This is a genomic window from Prevotella brunnea (genome assembly GCF_008016795.1).
Classification (GTDB): Bacteria; Bacteroidota; Bacteroidia; order Bacteroidales; family Bacteroidaceae; genus Prevotella; species Prevotella brunnea.
The window spans coordinates 38110-57371 of the sequence record NZ_SDIK01000053.1; the positions used below are offsets into that span (position 1 = coordinate 38110).

The following is a 19262-nucleotide window of genomic DNA, read 5'->3' on the forward strand; positions in this document are numbered from 1 at the left end:
GAGCTTTTGCAAAACAGACTCACGAAATTTAATCTTCGGATGCTGTTTTCAGGGTTTTGACCCCTCATCTTCCCATTTCCGATTTCTAAAACACACTTTTCTGAAACGTGTTTTTCAGGCTATAAATCTTTACAAATTTCGCAAGTTTTTTTCATCTTCCTCCCGTCAGCAGGGCAGTAAGTTTGGGTGAAATCTTTTGGAGCAAGCGGTGGAACAGTGCTCCGATGATTAGCAAGATGAGCGGGCAAAGCAGATAAATGCCCAAGCCTTCGAGGGCGTTGCGAGGATTAATGATGTCGGTTTTGAAAAGGTAGAGGAAAACACCGGTGAACAGTGTGTGGCAGGCGAAGATGAAAAATGAGGCACGTGTGAGGAAAGCCGGGAATAAAGGTCGGGATTTGTTGTCTGTATCCCACTTCTTCAGAACCCGGGTGCTTACCGATGAGACGAAAACGATGAGTCCGGCATACATCAGATTCATACATTCAAATTGCCAAGCGAAAAGCGCGAAAAACAAGCCCACCCACTTCAGGGGAAGCATCACGTCGGTGAACGACTTTTTCCTGATGGAGAAGTAGCCACCGAAAGAAAAGAAAAGAAGTCCTTGGAAGCTCAGTCCGGGCACGTCGTTCACCCATCTTGAGACAATGAGCAAGGCGATGAGCAGGATGGCAGGTATCTCTTCGCGAAGAGCGGTCAGAGGTTTTAATGCGAGATAAATAATCGGCGACAGCAGAGAAATGACCATCAGGTCGCGGATGAACCAGAACTGTAGAACCATCGGGGAGTGCAATCCGCCTTGATTGCCGATTTTGGCGGTGTCCCAGAACGCCCACAGCCAATCAGAGAAAGAGAAATCGACAAGTGGTTTGTCAATGATGGGTGTCCAACCGGGAACGAGACGTTCGCCGACATAAATGATAAAGAGGAACATAAGATTCCAAAGCAGATAGGGAGTCAGCAGTGAAAAGCATCTATGGCGTAATTTATGAAGATACAGCGACCGGGAAAAGGTGGCTCACGATAGAACAGCACGCCACTGATGAAAAAGAAAAAAGGGTTCGCCAGCGGAGCCAACGAACCCGATATTAAGTCGATGATTGTTCCCACGGAAGGGATGGAGGGTGCAATGGCAGAGTTGCTTTCCGTCCAAAGGACATTCCACGCCTCGCTTGCACCGTGAAAATTGCAATGACCGAACAATACCAACATCACCAAGGGCAATCGCAGAAACTCTATTACCCGCGACTGCATGGTGGCAGTGTTCATTCTTATAAGCACAGCCGATTAGTTGTCTTTCAACAATTTCGCCGCCATCTCGCGTCCCAGCCTCCAACATTCTGTCTTCGTGGCTTCGTCGAGTGCCTGCCGCATCTCAACCGGTTCGCCCACTTTCTCGAAGTGTGCGCGCTTGTCGTTCCATTCCCCGATGGCGTGAACGGCGCGAGATGCCCAGCTGTAAGAGCCGAACCAACCGAAATACCGGTTCTTTATGTCGCGGTTCGCTATCTCGGAGAGCAGCACTTCCATCTCGTGATAAAGTCCGTTGTTGTAGGTCGGCGCGCCGAGAATCAAACCTCGATAACGGAAGATGTCGCTGATGATGTAGCTGTGGTGGGTTTTTGAGATATTGTACATCACGATATTCTTCACACCTGCCAATGAAGCAGCACGCGCTATCTGCTCCGCCATGCGCTCGGTGTTGCCATACATTGTACCATAGCAGATGACCAAGCCCGGTTCCGTTTCGTATTTTGACATCTTGTCGTATAGGTTTACCACCTTTTCTGCACATTCGTTCCATATGGGTCCGTGGGTGGTGCAGATATAATCGAAATGTTCGGAAGCCAATTTCTTCAAGGCGTTTTGCACGGGGATGCCGTATTTTCCCACAATGTTCGAATAGTAGCGCCGCATCTCGCTCCAGTAAGGCTCTATGTTTATGTCCTTGTCGATGAAACCACCATTCAACGCTCCGAAACAGCCGAACGCGTCTCCGGTGAAAAGTACCGACTCCTCGCCCTTGTAGAGTGTCATCATGGTCTCGGGCCAGTGCACCATGGGGGTCATGAAGAACTCAAAGTTATGTTTTCCCAATTGAAGCGTCTCGCGGTCTTTCACCTCTATGACATTTTTCTTTATTCCGTAAAAGCCTGACATCATGTCAAACGTCTTCTTGTTTCCAATGACTTGAATGTCGGGATAGTACTTTTTCAGCAATGCCATGCTACCCGAATGATCGGGTTCCATGTGGTGCACGATTAAATAATCTATCTTTCTGTCGCCGATTACCTCGCGTATGTTCTCTATGAACTGTATGAAGAAATCAGCTTCCACTGTTTCAACGAGGATAACTTTCTCGTCGTCTATGAGATAAGAATTGTAGGTTACGCCGTTAGGTAATGGCCACAATCCCTCAAACTTTGCTTTGTTGCGATCGTTTACCCCTACATAGTAAACGTTTTTTGTTATTTCTATCATATTTATTGTTTTATTAATATCGTTTTCAACTCTGTTGAACGGATGCTCCGAACTCTTTGCTTACATAGTTGTAGATGTCCTTACAGCAGTCTGCGGCGAAGGCTTGCGCACAAGCAATCAGCTTGTCCCATTGCGCTTCAGCGAGTCCGCGTTCCAAGTCCTCGCGAGTAATGCCGTGTTTTATCAGTCCGAAAATAAAGCCGGCATTGAAATTGTCGCCTGCTCCCACGGTACTTACCGTGTCGATGCTCTGCATTTCGTAACTTTTCTTAAACCCATTCTCGCCTCTTACCTCTATGGGGCGCGCTCCATCGGTGTAGATGAACCGCTTACAGTAGAAAGATATATCGGAATTATAGACTTTCTCGGCATCGTCTTTCTTGTAAAGATTTACAAAATCTTCCTTACTGCCACGCACGATGTCGGCGTAATCAAGGTTTTCAAGGAGATTTGGGGTGAGCTTGATAACTTCTCCCACATGAGAAGAACGAAAATTTACATCATAGTAGATAATGGCTCCGCGCGAGCGAGCAAGTTCCAAAAGACTTACCACCTGCTGCCGAATCACGGGATTGAGCGCATAGTAAGAACCGAAGAGCACTATATCGTCGGAATGTATGTCGGGCAAAGGAAATTCCAAACGATCGTGTGGGTGATCCTTGTAGAAAATGTATTCCGCATCATTTCGTTCGTTGAGAAAAGCCAAGGAAACAGGTGATTTAGAACCCGGAAACGCGGTTACTCGCTCGGCATTCACACCGTTTTCAATCAGGAAACGTTTGATGAAATCGCCCACTCGGTCGTCCCCCACCTCACTGATGAATGTCGTTTCCATGCCCGATCGCCCAAGGGAAATCATGGCATTGAACGTGGAACCTCCCGGATAAGCTCCTATCGGCTGACCGTTTTTGAAAAAAATATCAAGAATAGTTTCACCAATTCCTATAATCTTGCGCATGGATGATTAGCTTTTTCAATTATTACCTCAGACAAAATAATTTCAGAATCTACTGAAGACTGAGAGTTCAGTGTGCAAATATAGTACAAATCGGACACATTTCAAAAAGAAAATCAGTAATTTTGCAGCCATCATGAAATATAATACGGCGAAGTTGGAAAACGGTTTGCGAATCATTCATTTGCCTTCCGAGTCACAGGTGGTCTATTGTGGCTATGAAATCAATGCGGGAACAGGAAATGAAGATGAGGGAGAAGAGGGCATCGCTCACTTCTGCGAACACGTTACGTTCAAAGGGACAGAGCGAAGAAGCAGTCTTGACATTATAAATTGTCTGGAAAACGTGGGCGGCGACTTAAATGCTTTCACCACGAAGACAGACACGGTGTTTTATTCTGCCATCCTCAAGGAACATTTCACTCTCGCTGCCGACCTGCTTTCCGACATAGTGTTTCGCAGCACTTACCCACAGACGGAAATTGACAAGGAGGTGGAAGTGATCTGCGACGAGATAGAATTGTATAACGACAGCCCCGCAGAGTTGATTTATGATGAATTCGAAAACATTGTCTTCAAAAATCACCCTTTGGGACACAGTATTTTGGGCACAACGAAGACCGTTCGTTCGTTTACGACCCGGGATGCGCAACGATTTACCGACAAGTTCTATCGTCCCGACAACTGTGTGTTCTATATTTATGGAGATGTGGCATTCGAGGACGCGGTGGAGACATTGCGAAAGTTTACCAAAGATGTGCGATGGCACAGCTCCGATTCGCTTTTTCCACAAGAAGATGCCACGATGGTTGCCAAAGAGATAGTCTTTCCCTATCGTCCATCGAACATTATCGTACACAAAAAGACCCATCAGTCTCATGTAATGATGGGCAATCGCGCATACAGCATTCACGATAAGCATCGTTTGGCGTTGTATTTGTTGAACAATATGCTCGGCGGACCGGGCATGAACGCGCGCCTGAACCTATCGCTTCGCGAAAATTCGGGATTGGTTTATACGGTGGAAAGTTTCATGTCGGCTTTCAGCGCAGTGGGTTTGTGGGGCATTTACTTTGGTTGCGATTCCAAGGAGGTTGAGCAATGTTCGGAATTGGTGAGGAAAGAACTGGACCGGTTCATGTTTGAGCGGCTCACCCCGGAAGAGCTGGCTGTTGCCAAACGACAAATCAAAGGACAAATAGGCATTGCTTCGGACAACAAGGAGAACTTCGCGCTCGGTTTTGGTCGCAGTTATCTGCATTACGGACAAGAGAGACACATCGAAGAGCTTTACGACCAGATAGATACGATTACCGCAGAAGACATTCAAGCTGTGGCAAACGACTTGTTTGGGGCAGAGAAGCTGACAACGCTGATTTACAAATAAAGAAAACCGCTCAATGGAAGGGAGACAAAAACAATAAAACGGCACTTTTTGCGTTAGAAACTTGTATGAGGAATATAAACCAAATCATAATGGGGGGATGGTTGCTTGTCATGGGGTTGCTCGTGGCTTGCACTGACGATGATTCGTTTACGACATCCACCGATAAGCAACTGTCTTTCTCGGTGGATACGTTGCGACTGGATACCACCTTCTCAAAGGTGCCGACACCCACCAAGACTTTTCGGGTTTACAATCATTCGGGCGTTGGTATCAGACTGTCGAACGTGCGTTTGGAGCAAGGCAATCAAACGGGATTCAGGGTAAACGTGGACGGTATTTATCTTGGACAGGCAAATGGCTATCAGGCGAACGATTTTGAGGTGAGAAACAAGGACAGCATCCAAGTGTTTGTGGAATTGACTTCTCCGGAGAATGGGGGTGCAGAGCCTCGATTGGTGGAAGATAATCTGATTTTTACGCTTGAAAGTGGCGTTCAGCAAAAAGTAAATCTCAAAGCTTACAGTTGGGACGCAGAACTGCTTAAGGGAGAGGAAATCACCACTGACAAGACCTTGCAAGGCAGAAAGCCCATTGTTGTTCAGGGATTGCTGAAAGTGGCTGAGGGAGCCACACTCACAATCGCAGCAGGTACGACGCTCTATTTCTCCAATCGTGCCGGAATAGACGTGTACGGACAATTGAAGGTGGTGGGGACGCCGGAAGAAAAAGTAACGTTGCGAGGCGACCGCTTGGACAAAATGTTCGATTATCTGCCCTACGACCGAGTCAGCGGACAGTGGCAAGGCATTCGTTTCCACACTTCTTCCTATGACAACGCCATTGCTTATGCCGATATACATTCTGCTTACAACGGTGTGGTTTGCGACTCTTCGGACGTTTCACGAACCAAGCTGACTCTAAGCAACTCCATTGTGCACAACTGTCAGGGCTATGGGCTTTTGGCAACCAATTGCAAGTTGGACATAAGCAACACGCAAATCACGAACACACTCAACGACTGTGCGGCTTTCTTTGGTGGAAGCGTTACGATGGCGCACTGCACGCTCGCCCAGTTCTATCCTTTCGATTCAGGACGGGGAGCAGCGCTGCACTTGGGTACGGAGAAAGTGGGCACGTCTTATCCGCTGTTGCGATTTGATGCTTACAACACGCTGGTTACCGGTTATGCCGATGATGTGATTGTATGGGATTTCTTGAAAGACGCGCCAAGGAACTATAAGTTTGAACACAGCATATTGCGTACGAAAAAACCAGAGAAACCGGACGAGACTCGATATCTGAACGTGATTTGGGAAGAGCCTGCCGATACGATGGGAACGGGCATGAAGCATTTTCGCAAGATTGATGCGGAAAAGCAATTCTATGATTTCCATCTCAGCGAGAAGTCGATAGCCCGAAATGCCGGGAAAGCACTTCCAAACGGTATGAGCGGCGTGGATTGTGACGGACTGCCGCGCGATGAGAAGCCCGATATCGGCTGTTACGAATATGCGGAGAAATAATTAAGAACAGAAAAAACAGACAATGAAAACCATCGACATCAACATTAAAATAGGATGTTGCCAAATCGAGGAATTGTCCGAACAGGAACAGCTTCTTGTCCGGACGGCAATCAAGGCAACGGCGCACAGCTATTCGCCTTACAGTCATTTCGCGGTGGGAGCAGCCTTGTTGTTGGCAGACGGTGAAGTGGTGATGGGTGCCAACCAAGAAAACGCCGCCTATCCCTCCGGACTTTGTGCCGAGCGTTCTGCCATTTTTGCGGCTCAGTCGCAACGTCCCGACCAAGCTATTGCCATGCTTGCCATTGCTGCACGGAGCGGTGGCTGTCTGACCAATAGTCCCATCGTTCCTTGTGGTGCTTGCCGACAAGTGATATTGGAGGTGGAAGCTCGCTATGAACAATCCGTCCGCATTCTGCTCTATGGAAAGGATAAGATTTACGTGGTGGAATCGGTGAAGGACTTGCTCCCCCTGCAGTTCACCGGCGACTCCATGAAATAGAGAGACGAAAGAAAGACGATTGCGTTCGGATGAAAAAAACTTACAATCGCAGAAGATAACACCACAATAGTAAAGCACTGATAATCAGAACTTTAGTTTTTGCCTTGCAAAAGCCTAGCTTTTGAAGTGCAATCGCTTAGCTTTTGCGAGACGAAAGCTTAGCTTTTGGAATGCAATCGCTTAGCTTTTACTTACAGGTTATGAATTGTTTTTACAACCATCGCGCTACTTTCGGAAATATCGGTTTGCAAACGCAGCTACTTTCCGGGTGTATTCTTCCGGATAATCTTTATAACTCTCCGCATGTTTCGTTCCTTTGGTAATCCATAGTTCTTTGGGTTGAGGCTTAGCCTTGAAGAGCGGATGAACCATCCATGAAGGCACGAAATCATCGGCATCACCATGGATGAACAACATGGGCTTGTGGCATTTCGCCACCTGCCCGAGTGGAGCGGCTTCGCCGAACGTCCAACCGTATTTTATTCGGCAGAGTGCCGAGGAGGTGTACATCAGTGGGAAGTCCGGCAAACCAAATTGCGCTTTCAGTTGGTCGCTGAACTCGTCCCACACACTTGTGTAGCCACAATCCTCGATAAAACATTTCACATAATCGGGAGTCGTGTCGCCGGAGATGTTCATTGTTGTGGCGGCACCCATTGATATTCCGTGAATGACCATCTTCGATTCTCTTCCGCTTTCGCGAAACATTTTTTCGGCAAGGGGTATCCATTCTTCCACGTCCAGTCGGTCTTTCCATCCCATTTGCACATCTTTGCCCTCACTTGTGCCGTGCGCGTGCAGGTCGGGGAGCAACACATTCATTCTCATCACCTTATTATATATATAGGCAATCTGCAACATACCCAAGGCATTGTCCTTATAGCCGTGAATGCAAATCGCACTTCTGCCCATTGCCGAGTCGTTCCGCAGATAGAAAGCATGGCTCTTCAATCCGTTTGAAAGTAGGATGACCGTATCTTTCAGTGCGGCATTGCTCTTGATGGAGTCCATCCATGGGCGTAATTGGGGATAATCCGCATACATCCGCTTCCATCTGCTCGCGTGTCCGTGAGTTTTCACCCACAAGGAATATCTGAGCATATAGACCGACGTGCCGCCAATGGTAATAACGACGAGCGAGAAGATGACCAACAGTATTCTGAATAATCGTTTCATCTTTATCATTGTGTAAGGCGAGAGCCATCCGGTTTTTTATTTGCTTTTGTTATTTACAGTTTTGAAATCAGTTCTTTCATTCCCTCGCTCGCACCCTTCTGAATGACGGTAACATTTCTGTAGCCATTCCGCATCACCTCGTTCGGGTCGATGAGGTAAATAGGCGTACCGGGACGCGTGTACTGTATGAGACCGGCTGCCGGATAAACGTTGAGCGATGTGCCGATGATAACGAATATATCCGCCTCGCCGGTTTCCACCGCAGCAGGTTCTATCATTGGAACGCTCTCTCCGAAGAACACGATGAAGGGTCGGAGTAAACTTCCGTCGTCCGCTTTCGTTCCCGGAACCACCTCGCAGTGGTCTGCATCAAGCTCCTGAATGTAAGCGGGGTTGTAAGGATCGCGACTCGAGCAGACTTTTGTAAGTTCTCCGTGCAGGTGTATCACGTTCGTAGAGCCGGCTTTCTCGTGCAGGTTGTCCACGTTTTGGGTAATCACCGTTACCCGGTAATCTTTTTCCAGTGATTGAATGAGTTTGTGCCCCTCATTGGGCTGAGCGGCATAGAGCTTTTTTCGCAACATGTTGTAAAAGTTGGTAACGAGCGTTGGGTCAGCCTCCCAGCCTTCGTGCGAAGCCACCTGCTCCACAGGGTAATTCTCCCATAATCCATCGCTGCCCCGAAAGGTCTTGAAACCACTTTCCACCGACATGCCGGCTCCGGTGAGGAATACTATTTTCTTCATAATCACATATTTTTGGTTGAGGAATTGGAGATTAGAAACCTACCGGGCGTTTCCGGGCGTTGAGACGTGCGATTCCATCCACAAAATCCTTTTAATTCGGTTCGTAAACATTCAACACCACAAATTTAATAATTTTAAATTAGATAAATGCTATTCTATCTTCTAAAAATAGTATCTTTGCAAATTAAATTATTATAAACAGAAAGAAAATCAATGGACAAATTAAGCTATGCCCTGGGCATTGGTATCGGTACACAGCTTTCCGGAATGGGAGCGGCTAACCTGAATATCGATGACTTCGCACAGGCCATCAAGGATGTTATAGCAGGTAACGACTTGAAAGTAAGCAACAAGGAAGCGCAGACGCTCGTTAATAACTTCTTTGCCGAGCAGGAAGCAAAGCAAAAGGCTGCTGCCGAAGAAGCCGGCAAAGCAGCTAAGGCGATAGGAGAAGATTTCCTCGCCGAAAACGCGAAGAAAGAGAATGTAACAGTATTGCCTTCCGGACTTCAATATGAGATAATAAAAGAAGGAAACGGCAAGAAGCCGAATGCCACCTCACAGGTGAAATGTCATTATGAGGGAACACTGGTTGATGGTACCAAATTCGATAGTTCCTATGACCGCGGAACACCTGCCACATTCGGTCTGAACCAAGTGATTGCCGGCTGGACGGAAGGAGTGCAGCTGATGGGCGAAGGTGCCAAATATCGCTTCTTCATACCATATCATCTCGGTTACGGCGAACGCGGTGCAGGAGCTTCCATTCCTCCATTCGCGGCACTCATCTTCGTGGTGGAACTACTTGAGGTGCTGTAAAATACATCATACTCTCGCCACTGCTGTGCAGGTGGGAGATAGCGACTAAGAGAAAACATTGTAATTACTAAATTTTATAGAGAAATGAAAAAACTAACTATTGTGGCTGCATTGACCGTTGCAGCTGTGGGATTTACCTCATGCGGAAATTCCGGTGCTCCAAAAGACGATTTGAAGTCGGATGTCGATTCTTTGAGCTATGCTTTCGGTATTGACCAAGGACAGAACGTGAAGCAATATCTTCAGCAAATGAACATTGATACTGCTTACGTTGATGAGTTTATCAAAGGTATGAACGATGGTGCCAAGAGCATGGACGACAAGAAAAAGGCAGCTTACAATGCCGGTGTGGGTGTCGGCATGAACATGAACATGGTCATCAAGAATCAAATTAATAAGAGCATCTTTGGAGAAGACTCCACGCAGACTATCTCTTTGAACAACTTCCTCGCGGGCTTCGCTGCCAGTGCCAAGGGAAAAGGTCAGAAAATGACAATCGAGAAAGCACGCGATGTTGAGCAAAAGGTGGCAGAGAATATTCAGGCAAAGAGTGCCGAGAAGACATACGGCGCCAACAAGAAAAAGAACGATGCCTACATGACGAAGATCGCTAAGGCAGCAGGCGTAAAGGCTTTGAAACAAGGCGTATATTACAAGGAAATCAAGCCCGGAACAGGTGCGAAACCAAAATCTTCCGATATGGTAAAAATCAACTATGTGGGTAAGAATATCGAAGGAAAAGTGTTCGATCAGCGCGATGGAGCCACCATGCCGGTGGGAAGTGCTGTGCCGGGATTCACCGAAGCTCTGACAAACATGACCGTGGGTTCTAAATGGGAAATCTATATTCCCTACTCAGCAGGCTACGGATCTCGTCAGCCAAGTCCTGACCTGAAGCCTTTCTCAACATTGATCTTCACCGTTGAATTGCTCTCCATTGAGAAAGCACCGGCGGGAGGTCAGCCCCAGGCTGCAACGGTTCAGTAATCTGTTGCGAACGGAAAAGCCAATAAAGTGGATTGGGAACGATAGTGGTTCCAATCCACTTTCCTTATCATTTTTTAATCACCCCATTGAGGAGTTTTTATAGATTCATATAAGAATTTTATTTATCCGAAAGTGTTATGAAAAAGATCGTTTGGATGGCATTGATATTATTCGCCGGTGCATGTTTCAGTACCGCAAATGCCCAGAACAAGAAGAAAGTGAAGAAAAACCAATCTGAGAACGTGGCTGTGGCAGAGAGTATTTGCCTCACAAATGCGTCTGATACACTCAGCTATGTAGCCGGTATGGCGATGACACGCGGATTGGAAGGCTACCTCGCAAGCCAGTTTGGGGTTACAAAAGAGCAGATGCCCGAGTTTATGCGTGGTTTGAAAGAAGGTATTGCCAAACGAAAAGAAGCCAACTTCTCACCCTACGTGGCTGGAATGCAAATAGCCATGCAGGTGAGTAATAGCATGTTGCCCGGAATAGCAAAGCAGTTCGAAGGAACCGCTCAAACCATAGATGACAATATGCTGTTCAAGGGTTTCATCGCCTCGTTGGAAAAAGATTCTACTCTTTTCAAACAAAGTGCGGCAGAGCAGCTCTTTCAGAAAAAACAACAAGAACTAAAAGAGCAAAAAAACAAGGCTACGAGAGAGAAAGGTGAGCAATTCCTTGCGGAAAACAAGAGAAAACCGGGCGTTGTAACCCTTCCCAGCGGATTACAATACAAGATCTTGACCAAGGGAACAGGCAAAATACCTACGAAAGACGACAAAGTAACGGTAGTTTATGAAGGTCGTACACTCGATGGAAAGGTGTTTGATGCCACATCTCGTCATGGAACGCCCAACGACACCTTCGGCGTGGGTGGTCTTATCAAAGGTTGGGCAGAGGCACTGACACTTATGCCCGTTGGATCGAAATGGGAAATCTATGTTCCTCAAGAGCTTGCTTACGGCGAACGAGGAGCCGGCAGCGACATCGCACCTTATTCCGTGCTCATCTTCACACTCGAATTGCAAGGCATCGTAGAGAAAACAGAGCAAGCAGCTCCCAAGAAACCGGTGCAAAGAAAAGCGAAAAAATAATTATGGAAGTGTTTCGGAAAAGCCGAACTTAACGAAAGAATAGACAAAATGTGCCCTTGAGCGTATTTTGTCTTTCTTTTTGTTGCTTGTATCAATTAAATTTCCTACTTTTGCTTTCAAAATGTAAACATAGAACTAACTTGTTTCAAACAAGAACAAAACCTCAATGCAATGGATAAGATAGACAATTTAGACAAGAAAATTCTCGGTATTCTCTCGCATAATGCCCGAATTCCCTTCAAGGACGTAGCTGCGGAGTGCGGAGTGTCGCGTGCTGCCATTCATCAGCGTGTGCAACACCTTATTGAAAATGGCGTAATAACCGGCAGCAGCTTCTGCATCAACCCTAAGAGTCTGGGTTATACGACCTGTACTTATATAGGTCTTAACTTGGAGAGAGGTTCTATGTATAAGGATGTGGTGGAGCGCATGAGTGCCATTCCGGAGATTATAGAATGTCATTTTACGACTGGTCCCTATACCATGCTGGTGAAACTTTACGCAAAAGATAACGAGCAGTTGATGAACCTGCTCAACAATCAGTTGCAAACCATCCCCGGTGTCGTATCAACAGAGACCCTTATCTCGCTGGAGCAGAGTATTAAGCGTGAAATCCCCATCTATATTGATAAGTAGGCAATAGCAATTGCGGATGACACGGCGACCGTTTCACGCAAACTGCGATAATATCCGTTTCGTTCATATTGCCATTGCCGAGCAAGTCTCGTCTTTCTCTCTGTCTGACCGGAGGAACTGCGTGATGTTGCCTTGCATCAATGCGCACATTGCTCTATAACCATACGAAAGGAATGAACTATAACTTAGAATCACATTTAGAAGAAATATACGCAAGCTATCCGGAGGGAAGCCGTCAGCCGGTTATTGGCATCATGACGAACATCTCCAACACCGATGTTAGCGTGAGAGAGTTATTCCATAAACAAATCATCGCTGCCGGAGGCACGCCTTTTCTGCTTCCTCCCATTACCGATAAGCGTGTGTTGGTAAACATGCTCCAGCATATCGACGGACTATTGCTCACAGGTGGGGCTGATTTAAATCCGCTCTGGGGCAACGAGGAGCCATCGCTCTCTATTGGGCACATCAACAATAAGCGCGATCTTCCGGAACTGCTGATTACTCGTTTGGCATACAATCGTCAGATACCAATCATGGGCGTTTGCCGAGGCATGCAAGTATTGGCAACCGTATTGGGAGGGAAAGTGCAACAACATATCTATGACCCCTATATTAAGAAAGAAGAGACCGTAGAGAAAAAGTTTGTCAAATCCAAGAACATAACCGCGTTGCAGCCGGCAACCATCCGCCATTCTCAAGATGCCGATTTCTCCGAACCGACCCATAGCGTCGTGTTGAGTCCCGAGTCCATCCTCAAAGCCATATATAAAGAGGAGAAAATCTATGTCAATTCCGATCATCATCAAGCGATAAGAGATACCGGCAGCCGATTTCACGCGACAGCCTTTGCCCCCGATGGCGTGATTGAGGCAATGGAAAGCTCAGAATTTAAGCCCATCATTGGCGTGCAATGGCATCCGGAATGGTTGGGTGCGGAAGGGCAAAAGCTCTTCAAATGGTTTGTGGGACAAGCCGGTAACTTTTATATCGCAAAGCAATTGCATGAACGCGTACTCACGCTCGACACCCATTGCGACACTCCGATGTTCTTCCCTCAAGGCATAGACTTCGGCAAACGCGATCCGCGTGTTCTTTACGACCTTCACAAAATGTCGGAAGGCAGACAGGATGCTGTAACGATGGCAGCTTATTTGCCACAGCCTCGTATCGGCGAGACTTTCTCATCGAAGATTGATGTGGCAGGTTTGAAAAAATATAATCCCGAGTTGAGCGAGGTCATCGACCGGCTTTCACCATCGACCTACGCCGACCTCATCTTTGACAAGATAGAGCAGATAGTGAAGCGGAACAGTCGTTATCTGAGTATTGCTCGCACACCATCCGATCTTTATGAAGATAAGCGAAAGGGCAGGCACAGCATCATGCTTGCCATTGAAAATGGGTTGGCCTTGGAACATCGGTTGGAGAACGTGAAACACTTTGCCCAACGAGGCGTAACCTATATCACGCTTTGTCACAATGGCGACAACGATATCTGCGATTCGGCACGAGGCAGCAACCTGCATGGCGGCGTCAGCAAGTTCGGCATTGAGGTCATCCAAGAGATGAACAAACAGGGCATCATGGTGGACTTGAGCCATGGGGCAGAGAAGAGCTTCTACGACGCGCTCGAAATCAGCGAACAGCCCATTGTTTGCAGCCATTCCAATTGCAAGTCGTTGTGCGATGTGCCACGCAACCTCACCGATGAACAACTTCGAGCTTTGGCTCGGAAGGGCGGAGTGGCTCACATCACCCTTTATAAGGGATTTCTGACCAAGCAAGGCGAGGCGACTATCCTCGATGTGCTCGCTCATTTGGAACATGCCATCGATGTCATGGGCATCGACCATGTGGGATTGGGCACCGACTTCGACGGCGATGGCTGCGTGTGCGGTATGGCTCATGCCGGCGAAATGATTAATTTCACACTTCATCTGCTCCGCAGAAAATTCAGCGAGCGCGACATTGAGAGGATTTGGGGTGGCAACTGGCTGCGCGTCATGACGCAGGTGCAGGCGGTAAGAAACAGCCGATGAAGACTTTTCCAAGCCTTTTTGCCATTGAAGCTGAAGCGAAGAAGAGGTCTTTTGCCTATCTGTCGCGTGTCATACATCAACTATAAAATATCACCATCGAACAAACGTCCCCTTTCATGGGGAAAATCGGATACAAACAATATGAAAATGAAACTTTTTCTCGGCATTACTGCCGTTACGTTGTTCGTTCTCTTCATTTCCGGTTGCAACCGAAAGAAGAACGATAATTCGTCTGATATCGACACAATGGCTGTTGAGAAGCCTGTTGATATAAAGTTTAACCCCGATTCCGCCTATGCTTTCACTGCAGCGCAATGCGCGTTCGGACCTCGCGTCATGAACTCGGCAGCGCACGACCGGTGCGAACAGTGGATTATCAGCAAGTTCAAACAATACGGTTGCGAAGTGATGACGCAGAAAGCCGACTTGAAAGGCTACGACGGAACTCTGCTAAAATCAACCAACATCCTTGCTTCCTACAATCCGCAGGCGCAGCGTCGCGTGATGCTTTGCGCACATTGGGACAGTCGTCCGTGGGCAGACAACGACCCGGACTCCGCCAATCACAAGAAACCGGTCATGGCTGCCAATGATGGAGCTTCCGGAGTGGCGGTGATGATTGAGGTGGCGCGCCTGTTGCAGGCAGACAGCAGTTTGAACATCGGTGTGGATTTCGTATGCTTCGATGCCGAAGACTGGGGCATTCCGCAGTGGGAAACCAACTTTCAGGATACTGGCGACAGCTGGGCGTTGGGCTCCACTTACTTCTCGCTGAACCTCCCACAGGGCTTCCGCCCGGAATTTGCCGTCTTGCTGGACATGGTGGGTGGCGAAGCAGCACAGTTCTATCGCGAGGGCATCTCCAAACAATTTGCTGCCTCTGTGGTGGATATGGTTTGGGCTGCAGCCAAAGTAGCCGGATATGGGAGCTATTTCCCCGATGCTGATGGGGGAATGATTACCGATGACCATTATCCCATGAACCGAAATGCAAACATTCCCACCATCGACATCATTCCTTATTATCCGGATTGTCCGCAGAGTACGTTCGGACCCACATGGCACACGGTGAACGACACGATGGAACACATCGACAAGGCCACCTTGCAGGCTGTGGGGCAAACTCTTATCCAGTTGTTATACACCTGTTAGATGTTCCGGGAACTTAAGTTGATTGCCTCGTTTCTTTATCGAAATTCAGGCAACGGCTGATGTTGACGGACTTTCATGAAAACGATTCATCTCAAACCGGTCATTCGATGATGAAACCATTGTTTATCGTTGGTTTTCCATGACCGATTTGAGATGATGTGTTATTGCTCCCAACGATTCGATTACGATGGGCAACGACTCCCCACAGAGAGGGAAAATGCTCGGTTGCCCGGCACTTTGCGGCAATGAGCAACAGGCTGAAAAGCACAACATTGGAATGGAAAATTTTGCACGATGAAACCCACTGATAATCAGATGTTTACAAAAGGGGTTTCAAAAGCTTACCTTTTGCGACTCAAAAGCTTACCTTTTACGATGCAAAAGCTTAGCTTTTGGATTGCGATAGCTTAGCTTTTGCAAATCAATGGTTTTTTCTTGAATTTCTCGTCGTGTTTGTTTGAGCAGTTCAATCGGTATGAAGTAAGAAAAAACCAAACAATCGTCAGAAAACAAAACATGGAGATACGGCTTGTTTTCCGTAATTCTTGAGCTTCCCCGGCGACTTTATCTTCCAACGACCGGTATGGATTTCTCAGTCAGTTGCTCGCCATTCAGGTTGTAAACGGTGAACACCCCACGCTCGTAAGTCATGAACGTGGGTTCTTTCCCCTGCTTTGGAAAAGTAATCGACCCCGTGTTGCAAATCAGCGTGCCCTCTTTCGGCGTCAATTCCCAAAGATGCGTGTGCCCATAAACAACGGCATCGAATCTTCCGGGTGGCATTTTCTCCTTATTATAGATGTGTCCGTGCGTCAGGAAGAGCTTCTTCCCCTCATCTACCAAGAGCAGATAATCGGCAAGAATGGGAAAGCGAAGCAGCATCTGATCAACCTCGCTTTCACAATTGCCTCGAACTGCCACGATGTGCTCGGCATGCGCGTTGAGCAACTCTGCTATTCCCTTTGCGTCCAGTCCTTCCGGAACCGCGTTGCGCGGACCGTAGTTCAGGATGTCGCCAAGAATGCAAAGCATATCGCAGCCCAACTCATCGTAAAACTTCAGCACGGTCTGCAAAGCCGGCAGGCAACCGTGAATATCCGATACGAGTAAATATTTCATTCTGTCCTTATTTTTTCGACAAAGATACGATGATAAATCCGAAATTAGCGAGTTTATCCTTAGCGATTTCGGTTTTTTTCATTATCTTTGTGAATGAACCAATACCGAAGCGATGGAGGTAAGAGATATATTCGAACTTAGAAAACAGGGGAAGACAGAGGAAGCATACGCCGCCATTCAGCCCCTGTATGCCGTGCACAAAGGGCATTACACCACGATAGCCATGTTTTGGGTGGGAACCGACGTAATGAAGTTGCGCTATCAACAGCGAAAGCTGGAAGAAGCCTATAAGATTTTTAGGAGTTTGTTGCGTCTTTATCCAACGATGGACGATAAAGACTTGCGTGGCCAGTCTGCCATGATGCGTGCTGCATTGTTGGTTTTCGACCATGACCCGAAGTTCTCCATGCTGGAGTTCATCACGAATTGGGGAATAGAGAAACTTACCGACGACGATTGGACGCGGGGCGAGAGCAACGGACATCCCGTTCAGTCGGTGGGAATGCGCATCGTGGGAAAAGTGTTTAAGGAAGTGGAGGGCAATCCCACCCCGGAAATGGCTTTGAAGGCAGCTCCGATACTTGCCGAAGCCTTGAAGCACAGTCCGTACAACATGAATAATCAGCGATACAAGGCAGTGATCTACACGATAATGGGGAAGAAAGACAAAGCCGTGAACATCTATCGCCATCTTTTACGCAAGCACCATCAGTCGTATCTCTACCAAAAACTGGCGGAACTGACCGATGCTCGTGAGCTGAGAATTGCCCTGTTGTGTCGCGCCATCGTTACCCGGCGTGAGGAGAAGTTCAAACAGCGTCTGCGCTTTCAGTTGGCTGAGTTACTCTTTCGCGACAATAAGCCCGGAGCCAAGTATGAATTGGAGCGATGTATCGCGACAAGGCAACAAGCCGGGTATTCCGTTACGTGGGAAATGCAGAACCTGACAGCAAGTTTGGAACAGGTTACGGCAGCGACCGACATGGAACAGAAAAGTTTTTATCGTGAACAGGAAAAAATTGTTGAGGCTTTCTTACGGAACTGATGATATGAGGGCGACTCATGGTACATTTTATGCCAACAGATGATAGCAACCGCCTGCCATGGCTTTGACCACTCCTTTCATTTCCAATTCAAAAAGCAGCCCTGAAAGTCGGGCGATAGGGAGATGTGATTGGACTGAAAGCAAATTAATTTGCAGGTCGTTGTTTTTCTGAAGCACGCCCACCACTGCTTGTTCCTCTTCCGACAATCCGGGGAAGAGTGTTCGTTCTATGCCTTGTTTACGAGCTTTCATCAGCATTTGTTCATCCTCCCAACCCATAGCTTTTACAAAGTCGGTTGCAGAGGTGATGAGTCCGGCTTGATTATCCCTGATGAGATGGTTGCAACCTTCGCTATATTCTGCTTCAATGCTGCCCGGAAACGCGAAGACCTCCCTGTTGTAACTGCGCGCTATGCCACATGTGATGAGCCCTCCGCCCTTGTTGGCCGACTCTATGAGCAGAGTGGCATCGGAACAACCTGCCACAATGCGGTTGCGTTGCACGAAGTTCTGCGCCTTGGGCTGTGTATGTGTGATATATTCAGTCAGCAATCCACCCTGTTTCAACATATTTACGGCTGTCTCTCGATGTGTTCCGGGGTAGAGGTCATCAAGCCCATGCGCCAAAACGCCCACGGTGTCGAAACCATTTTCGAGGGCAGAACGATGTGCACAGATGTCTATTCCGTATGCCAGTCCACTGAAAATCAAAACCTCCGGACAAAGAGTTCTCAACTCCCTGACAAATGTTCGGATAATGTCTTGTCCGTAAGGGGTACATCGCCTTGTACCCACAATGTTCAGAGTATGACGTTGGTTGAGGTCGGCGTTCCCCATCATGTATAAAACGAGTGGTGCATCCACACATTCCCGCATACGTTGCGGATAGCGATCGTCGTTCAGACAGATGGCTTCTATTTGGTGAGCTTCATCGTATTCCAGTTCTTTTTCCGCTCGTTCCACACCTTTATCCAAATTCATCAATCCCTCAACGAGATAATTCGATGCATCGGGAAACAAGTCGCGAATGTTGTTTCGGTTCTCCATGATGGCGGTTGCCGACCCCGCTCTTTGATAGAGTTCGTGCAAATCTGAAAGATGAAATCGATTGACGAGTGTCAGCGCGATGGTATAGAGGAGTTCCCGATTCATGGATGGCAAGTTGTTATTTTGTGGAGGCACATTCATTAAAGCACTTTCGCGAAGGCATCGTCGTACTCTTTGCTTTCGCCTATCTTTCCGTTAATCAATATCACCAATGTAACTTCGGCATGGAAGCACAATCGCTCATCTGAGGCGCGGTAAAGGTCGTGGGTGAAAACATAGCGCACTCCTTCCTTTTTCAACGCCAGTCGGGAAATGAACTCATCATCGCAGGTGAGTGGCACCTTGTATTCGAGTTTCATGCGTGCCACAACCGGGTCGATTCCTTTCTCGTGCAGTTTGGCAAAACTGATACCTAACGACCGAATGAAGCAGTGGCGCGTATGTTCGGTGTAGTGAAGATAGTGCGCGTTGTTCACGATGCCTTGAATGTCGCACTCGTAATCGCGCACTTCCATGCGCGTCTCGTAAATGTATTGGGTGCTTCTTTTCAT

The 19262-nt window shown here is 47.5% G+C and carries 19 protein-coding genes; 10 read left to right on the top strand and 9 right to left on the bottom strand.

The genetic code is table 11. From position 1 onward, the window contains the following. Positions 1-151 precede the first annotated feature (151 nt). From ETF27_RS06980 to ETF27_RS06990, 4 genes are read right to left on the bottom strand one after another with little or no spacing between them, the layout of a single operon-like run. Positions 152-1000, bottom strand: a complete 849-nt coding sequence (locus ETF27_RS06980; protein WP_317131321.1) for an acyltransferase family protein — start codon at positions 998-1000, stop codon at positions 152-154. After that, positions 958-1281 (bottom strand): hypothetical protein, encoded by a 324-nt coding sequence (locus ETF27_RS11485; RefSeq protein ID WP_240048145.1) that lies wholly within the window; start codon positions 1279-1281, stop codon positions 958-960. Before ETF27_RS11485 ends, ETF27_RS06980 begins: the two co-directional genes overlap by 43 nt. A 6-nt stretch (positions 1282-1287) precedes the next feature. Continuing rightward, positions 1288-2481: an FprA family A-type flavoprotein gene (locus ETF27_RS06985; RefSeq protein ID WP_130830511.1), complete on the bottom strand. Its 1194-nt coding sequence runs from the start codon at positions 2479-2481 to the stop codon at positions 1288-1290. A 25-nt stretch (positions 2482-2506) separates the two neighbouring features. Next, positions 2507-3439 carry a carbohydrate kinase family protein gene (locus ETF27_RS06990; RefSeq protein ID WP_147785628.1) on the bottom strand — a complete coding sequence of 311 codons (933 nt, stop codon included), beginning with the start codon at positions 3437-3439 and terminating at the stop codon, positions 2507-2509. 133 nt (positions 3440-3572) lie between these two features. Here ETF27_RS06990 and ETF27_RS06995 point away from each other — a divergent pair, with 133 nt between their 5' ends. The 3 genes from ETF27_RS06995 to cdd all read left to right on the top strand — a co-directional run bounded on the left by ETF27_RS06995 (position 3573) and on the right by cdd (position 6848). After that, the gene (locus ETF27_RS06995) at positions 3573-4823 is read left to right on the top strand and encodes a M16 family metallopeptidase (RefSeq protein ID WP_147785629.1); all 1251 of its coding nucleotides are present in this window, start codon (positions 3573-3575) and stop codon (positions 4821-4823) included. A 65-nt stretch (positions 4824-4888) separates the two neighbouring features. Continuing rightward, a complete protein-coding gene (locus ETF27_RS07000) occupies positions 4889-6346 on the top strand; it encodes a right-handed parallel beta-helix repeat-containing protein (protein WP_130830514.1) in 1458 nt (485 codons plus the stop codon). A 22-nt stretch (positions 6347-6368) separates the two neighbouring features. Continuing rightward, positions 6369-6848 carry a cytidine deaminase gene (cdd, locus tag ETF27_RS07005; protein WP_130830515.1) on the top strand — a complete coding sequence of 160 codons (480 nt, stop codon included), beginning with the start codon at positions 6369-6371 and terminating at the stop codon, positions 6846-6848. Between the two features lie 225 nt (positions 6849-7073). Here the strand turns inward: cdd and ETF27_RS07010 are convergent, their stop codons facing one another. Then, positions 7074-8030, bottom strand: coding sequence for an alpha/beta hydrolase (locus ETF27_RS07010; RefSeq protein ID WP_394348692.1), 957 nt, complete (start codon positions 8028-8030; stop codon positions 7074-7076). A 47-nt stretch (positions 8031-8077) separates the two neighbouring features. Beyond that, a complete protein-coding gene (locus ETF27_RS07015; RefSeq protein ID WP_130830517.1) occupies positions 8078-8770 on the bottom strand; it encodes an SIR2 family NAD-dependent protein deacylase in 693 nt (230 codons plus the stop codon). A 213-nt stretch (positions 8771-8983) separates the two neighbouring features. Between ETF27_RS07015 and ETF27_RS07020 the strand changes: the two genes are divergently transcribed. The 6 genes from ETF27_RS07020 to ETF27_RS07045 all read left to right on the top strand — a co-directional run bounded on the left by ETF27_RS07020 (position 8984) and on the right by ETF27_RS07045 (position 15500). Continuing rightward, on the top strand, positions 8984-9589 hold the full coding sequence (locus ETF27_RS07020) for an FKBP-type peptidyl-prolyl cis-trans isomerase (protein WP_130830518.1): 606 nt from the start codon (positions 8984-8986) through the stop codon (positions 9587-9589). Between the two features lie 84 nt (positions 9590-9673). Continuing rightward, positions 9674-10576 carry an FKBP-type peptidyl-prolyl cis-trans isomerase gene (locus tag ETF27_RS07025; protein ID WP_130830519.1) on the top strand — a complete coding sequence of 301 codons (903 nt, stop codon included), beginning with the start codon at positions 9674-9676 and terminating at the stop codon, positions 10574-10576. 137 nt (positions 10577-10713) lie between these two features. Further along, the gene (locus tag ETF27_RS07030) at positions 10714-11670 is read left to right on the top strand and encodes an FKBP-type peptidyl-prolyl cis-trans isomerase (RefSeq protein ID WP_130830520.1); all 957 of its coding nucleotides are present in this window, start codon (positions 10714-10716) and stop codon (positions 11668-11670) included. A 171-nt stretch (positions 11671-11841) separates the two neighbouring features. Continuing rightward, entirely contained in the window at positions 11842-12306 is a 465-nt protein-coding gene (locus ETF27_RS07035) for an Lrp/AsnC family transcriptional regulator (RefSeq protein WP_130830521.1), read from the top strand. Positions 12307-12479: 173 nt separating this feature from the next. After that, the gene (locus ETF27_RS07040; protein ID WP_130830522.1) at positions 12480-14348 is read left to right on the top strand and encodes a membrane dipeptidase; all 1869 of its coding nucleotides are present in this window, start codon (positions 12480-12482) and stop codon (positions 14346-14348) included. 141 nt (positions 14349-14489) lie between these two features. Next, the gene (locus ETF27_RS07045; RefSeq protein ID WP_130830523.1) at positions 14490-15500 is read left to right on the top strand and encodes a M28 family peptidase; all 1011 of its coding nucleotides are present in this window, start codon (positions 14490-14492) and stop codon (positions 15498-15500) included. A gap of 564 nt (positions 15501-16064) precedes the next feature. Here the strand turns inward: ETF27_RS07045 and yfcE are convergent. After that, positions 16065-16619 (bottom strand): phosphodiesterase, encoded by a 555-nt coding sequence (gene yfcE / locus ETF27_RS07050; protein WP_130830524.1) that lies wholly within the window; start codon positions 16617-16619, stop codon positions 16065-16067. Positions 16620-16731: 112 nt separating this feature from the next. Between yfcE and ETF27_RS07055 the strand changes: the two genes are divergently transcribed. Beyond that, complete coding sequence (locus ETF27_RS07055) at positions 16732-17664, top strand: tetratricopeptide repeat protein (RefSeq protein WP_130830525.1); 933 nt, start codon at positions 16732-16734, stop codon at positions 17662-17664. A 27-nt stretch (positions 17665-17691) separates the two neighbouring features. On the opposite strand, the gene dprA is transcribed toward ETF27_RS07055, so the two are convergent. Together dprA and ETF27_RS07065 are read right to left on the bottom strand one after the other, a co-directional pair. Next, positions 17692-18816: a DNA-processing protein DprA gene (gene dprA, locus ETF27_RS07060; RefSeq protein ID WP_130830526.1), complete on the bottom strand. Its 1125-nt coding sequence runs from the start codon at positions 18814-18816 to the stop codon at positions 17692-17694. Between the two features lie 35 nt (positions 18817-18851). After that, positions 18852-19262 (bottom strand): acyl-CoA thioesterase, encoded by a 411-nt coding sequence (locus ETF27_RS07065; RefSeq protein ID WP_130830527.1) that lies wholly within the window; start codon positions 19260-19262, stop codon positions 18852-18854.

Coding starts and splice junctions, on each gene's coding strand:
- ETF27_RS06990 (WP_147785628.1), bottom strand. CDS start 3,439: ATGCGCAAGATTATAGGAATTGGTGAAACTATTCTTGATATTTTTTTC.
- yfcE (WP_130830524.1), bottom strand. CDS start 16,619: ATGAAATATTTACTCGTATCGGATATTCACGGTTGCCTGCCGGCTTTG.
- cdd (WP_130830515.1), top strand. CDS start 6,369: ATGAAAACCATCGACATCAACATTAAAATAGGATGTTGCCAAATCGAG.
- ETF27_RS06995 (WP_147785629.1), top strand. CDS start 3,573: ATGAAATATAATACGGCGAAGTTGGAAAACGGTTTGCGAATCATTCAT.
- ETF27_RS07055 (WP_130830525.1), top strand. CDS start 16,732: ATGGAGGTAAGAGATATATTCGAACTTAGAAAACAGGGGAAGACAGAG.
- ETF27_RS07025 (WP_130830519.1), top strand. CDS start 9,674: ATGAAAAAACTAACTATTGTGGCTGCATTGACCGTTGCAGCTGTGGGA.
- ETF27_RS07030 (WP_130830520.1), top strand. CDS start 10,714: ATGAAAAAGATCGTTTGGATGGCATTGATATTATTCGCCGGTGCATGT.
- ETF27_RS07065 (WP_130830527.1), bottom strand. CDS start 19,262: ATGAAAAGAAGCACCCAATACATTTACGAGACGCGCATGGAAGTGCGC.
- ETF27_RS07000 (WP_130830514.1), top strand. CDS start 4,889: ATGAGGAATATAAACCAAATCATAATGGGGGGATGGTTGCTTGTCATG.
- ETF27_RS07015 (WP_130830517.1), bottom strand. CDS start 8,770: ATGAAGAAAATAGTATTCCTCACCGGAGCCGGCATGTCGGTGGAAAGT.
- ETF27_RS07045 (WP_130830523.1), top strand. CDS start 14,490: ATGAAAATGAAACTTTTTCTCGGCATTACTGCCGTTACGTTGTTCGTT.
- ETF27_RS07035 (WP_130830521.1), top strand. CDS start 11,842: ATGGATAAGATAGACAATTTAGACAAGAAAATTCTCGGTATTCTCTCG.
- dprA (WP_130830526.1), bottom strand. CDS start 18,816: ATGAATCGGGAACTCCTCTATACCATCGCGCTGACACTCGTCAATCGA.
- ETF27_RS07020 (WP_130830518.1), top strand. CDS start 8,984: ATGGACAAATTAAGCTATGCCCTGGGCATTGGTATCGGTACACAGCTT.
- ETF27_RS06985 (WP_130830511.1), bottom strand. CDS start 2,481: ATGATAGAAATAACAAAAAACGTTTACTATGTAGGGGTAAACGATCGC.
- ETF27_RS07040 (WP_130830522.1), top strand. CDS start 12,480: ATGAACTATAACTTAGAATCACATTTAGAAGAAATATACGCAAGCTAT.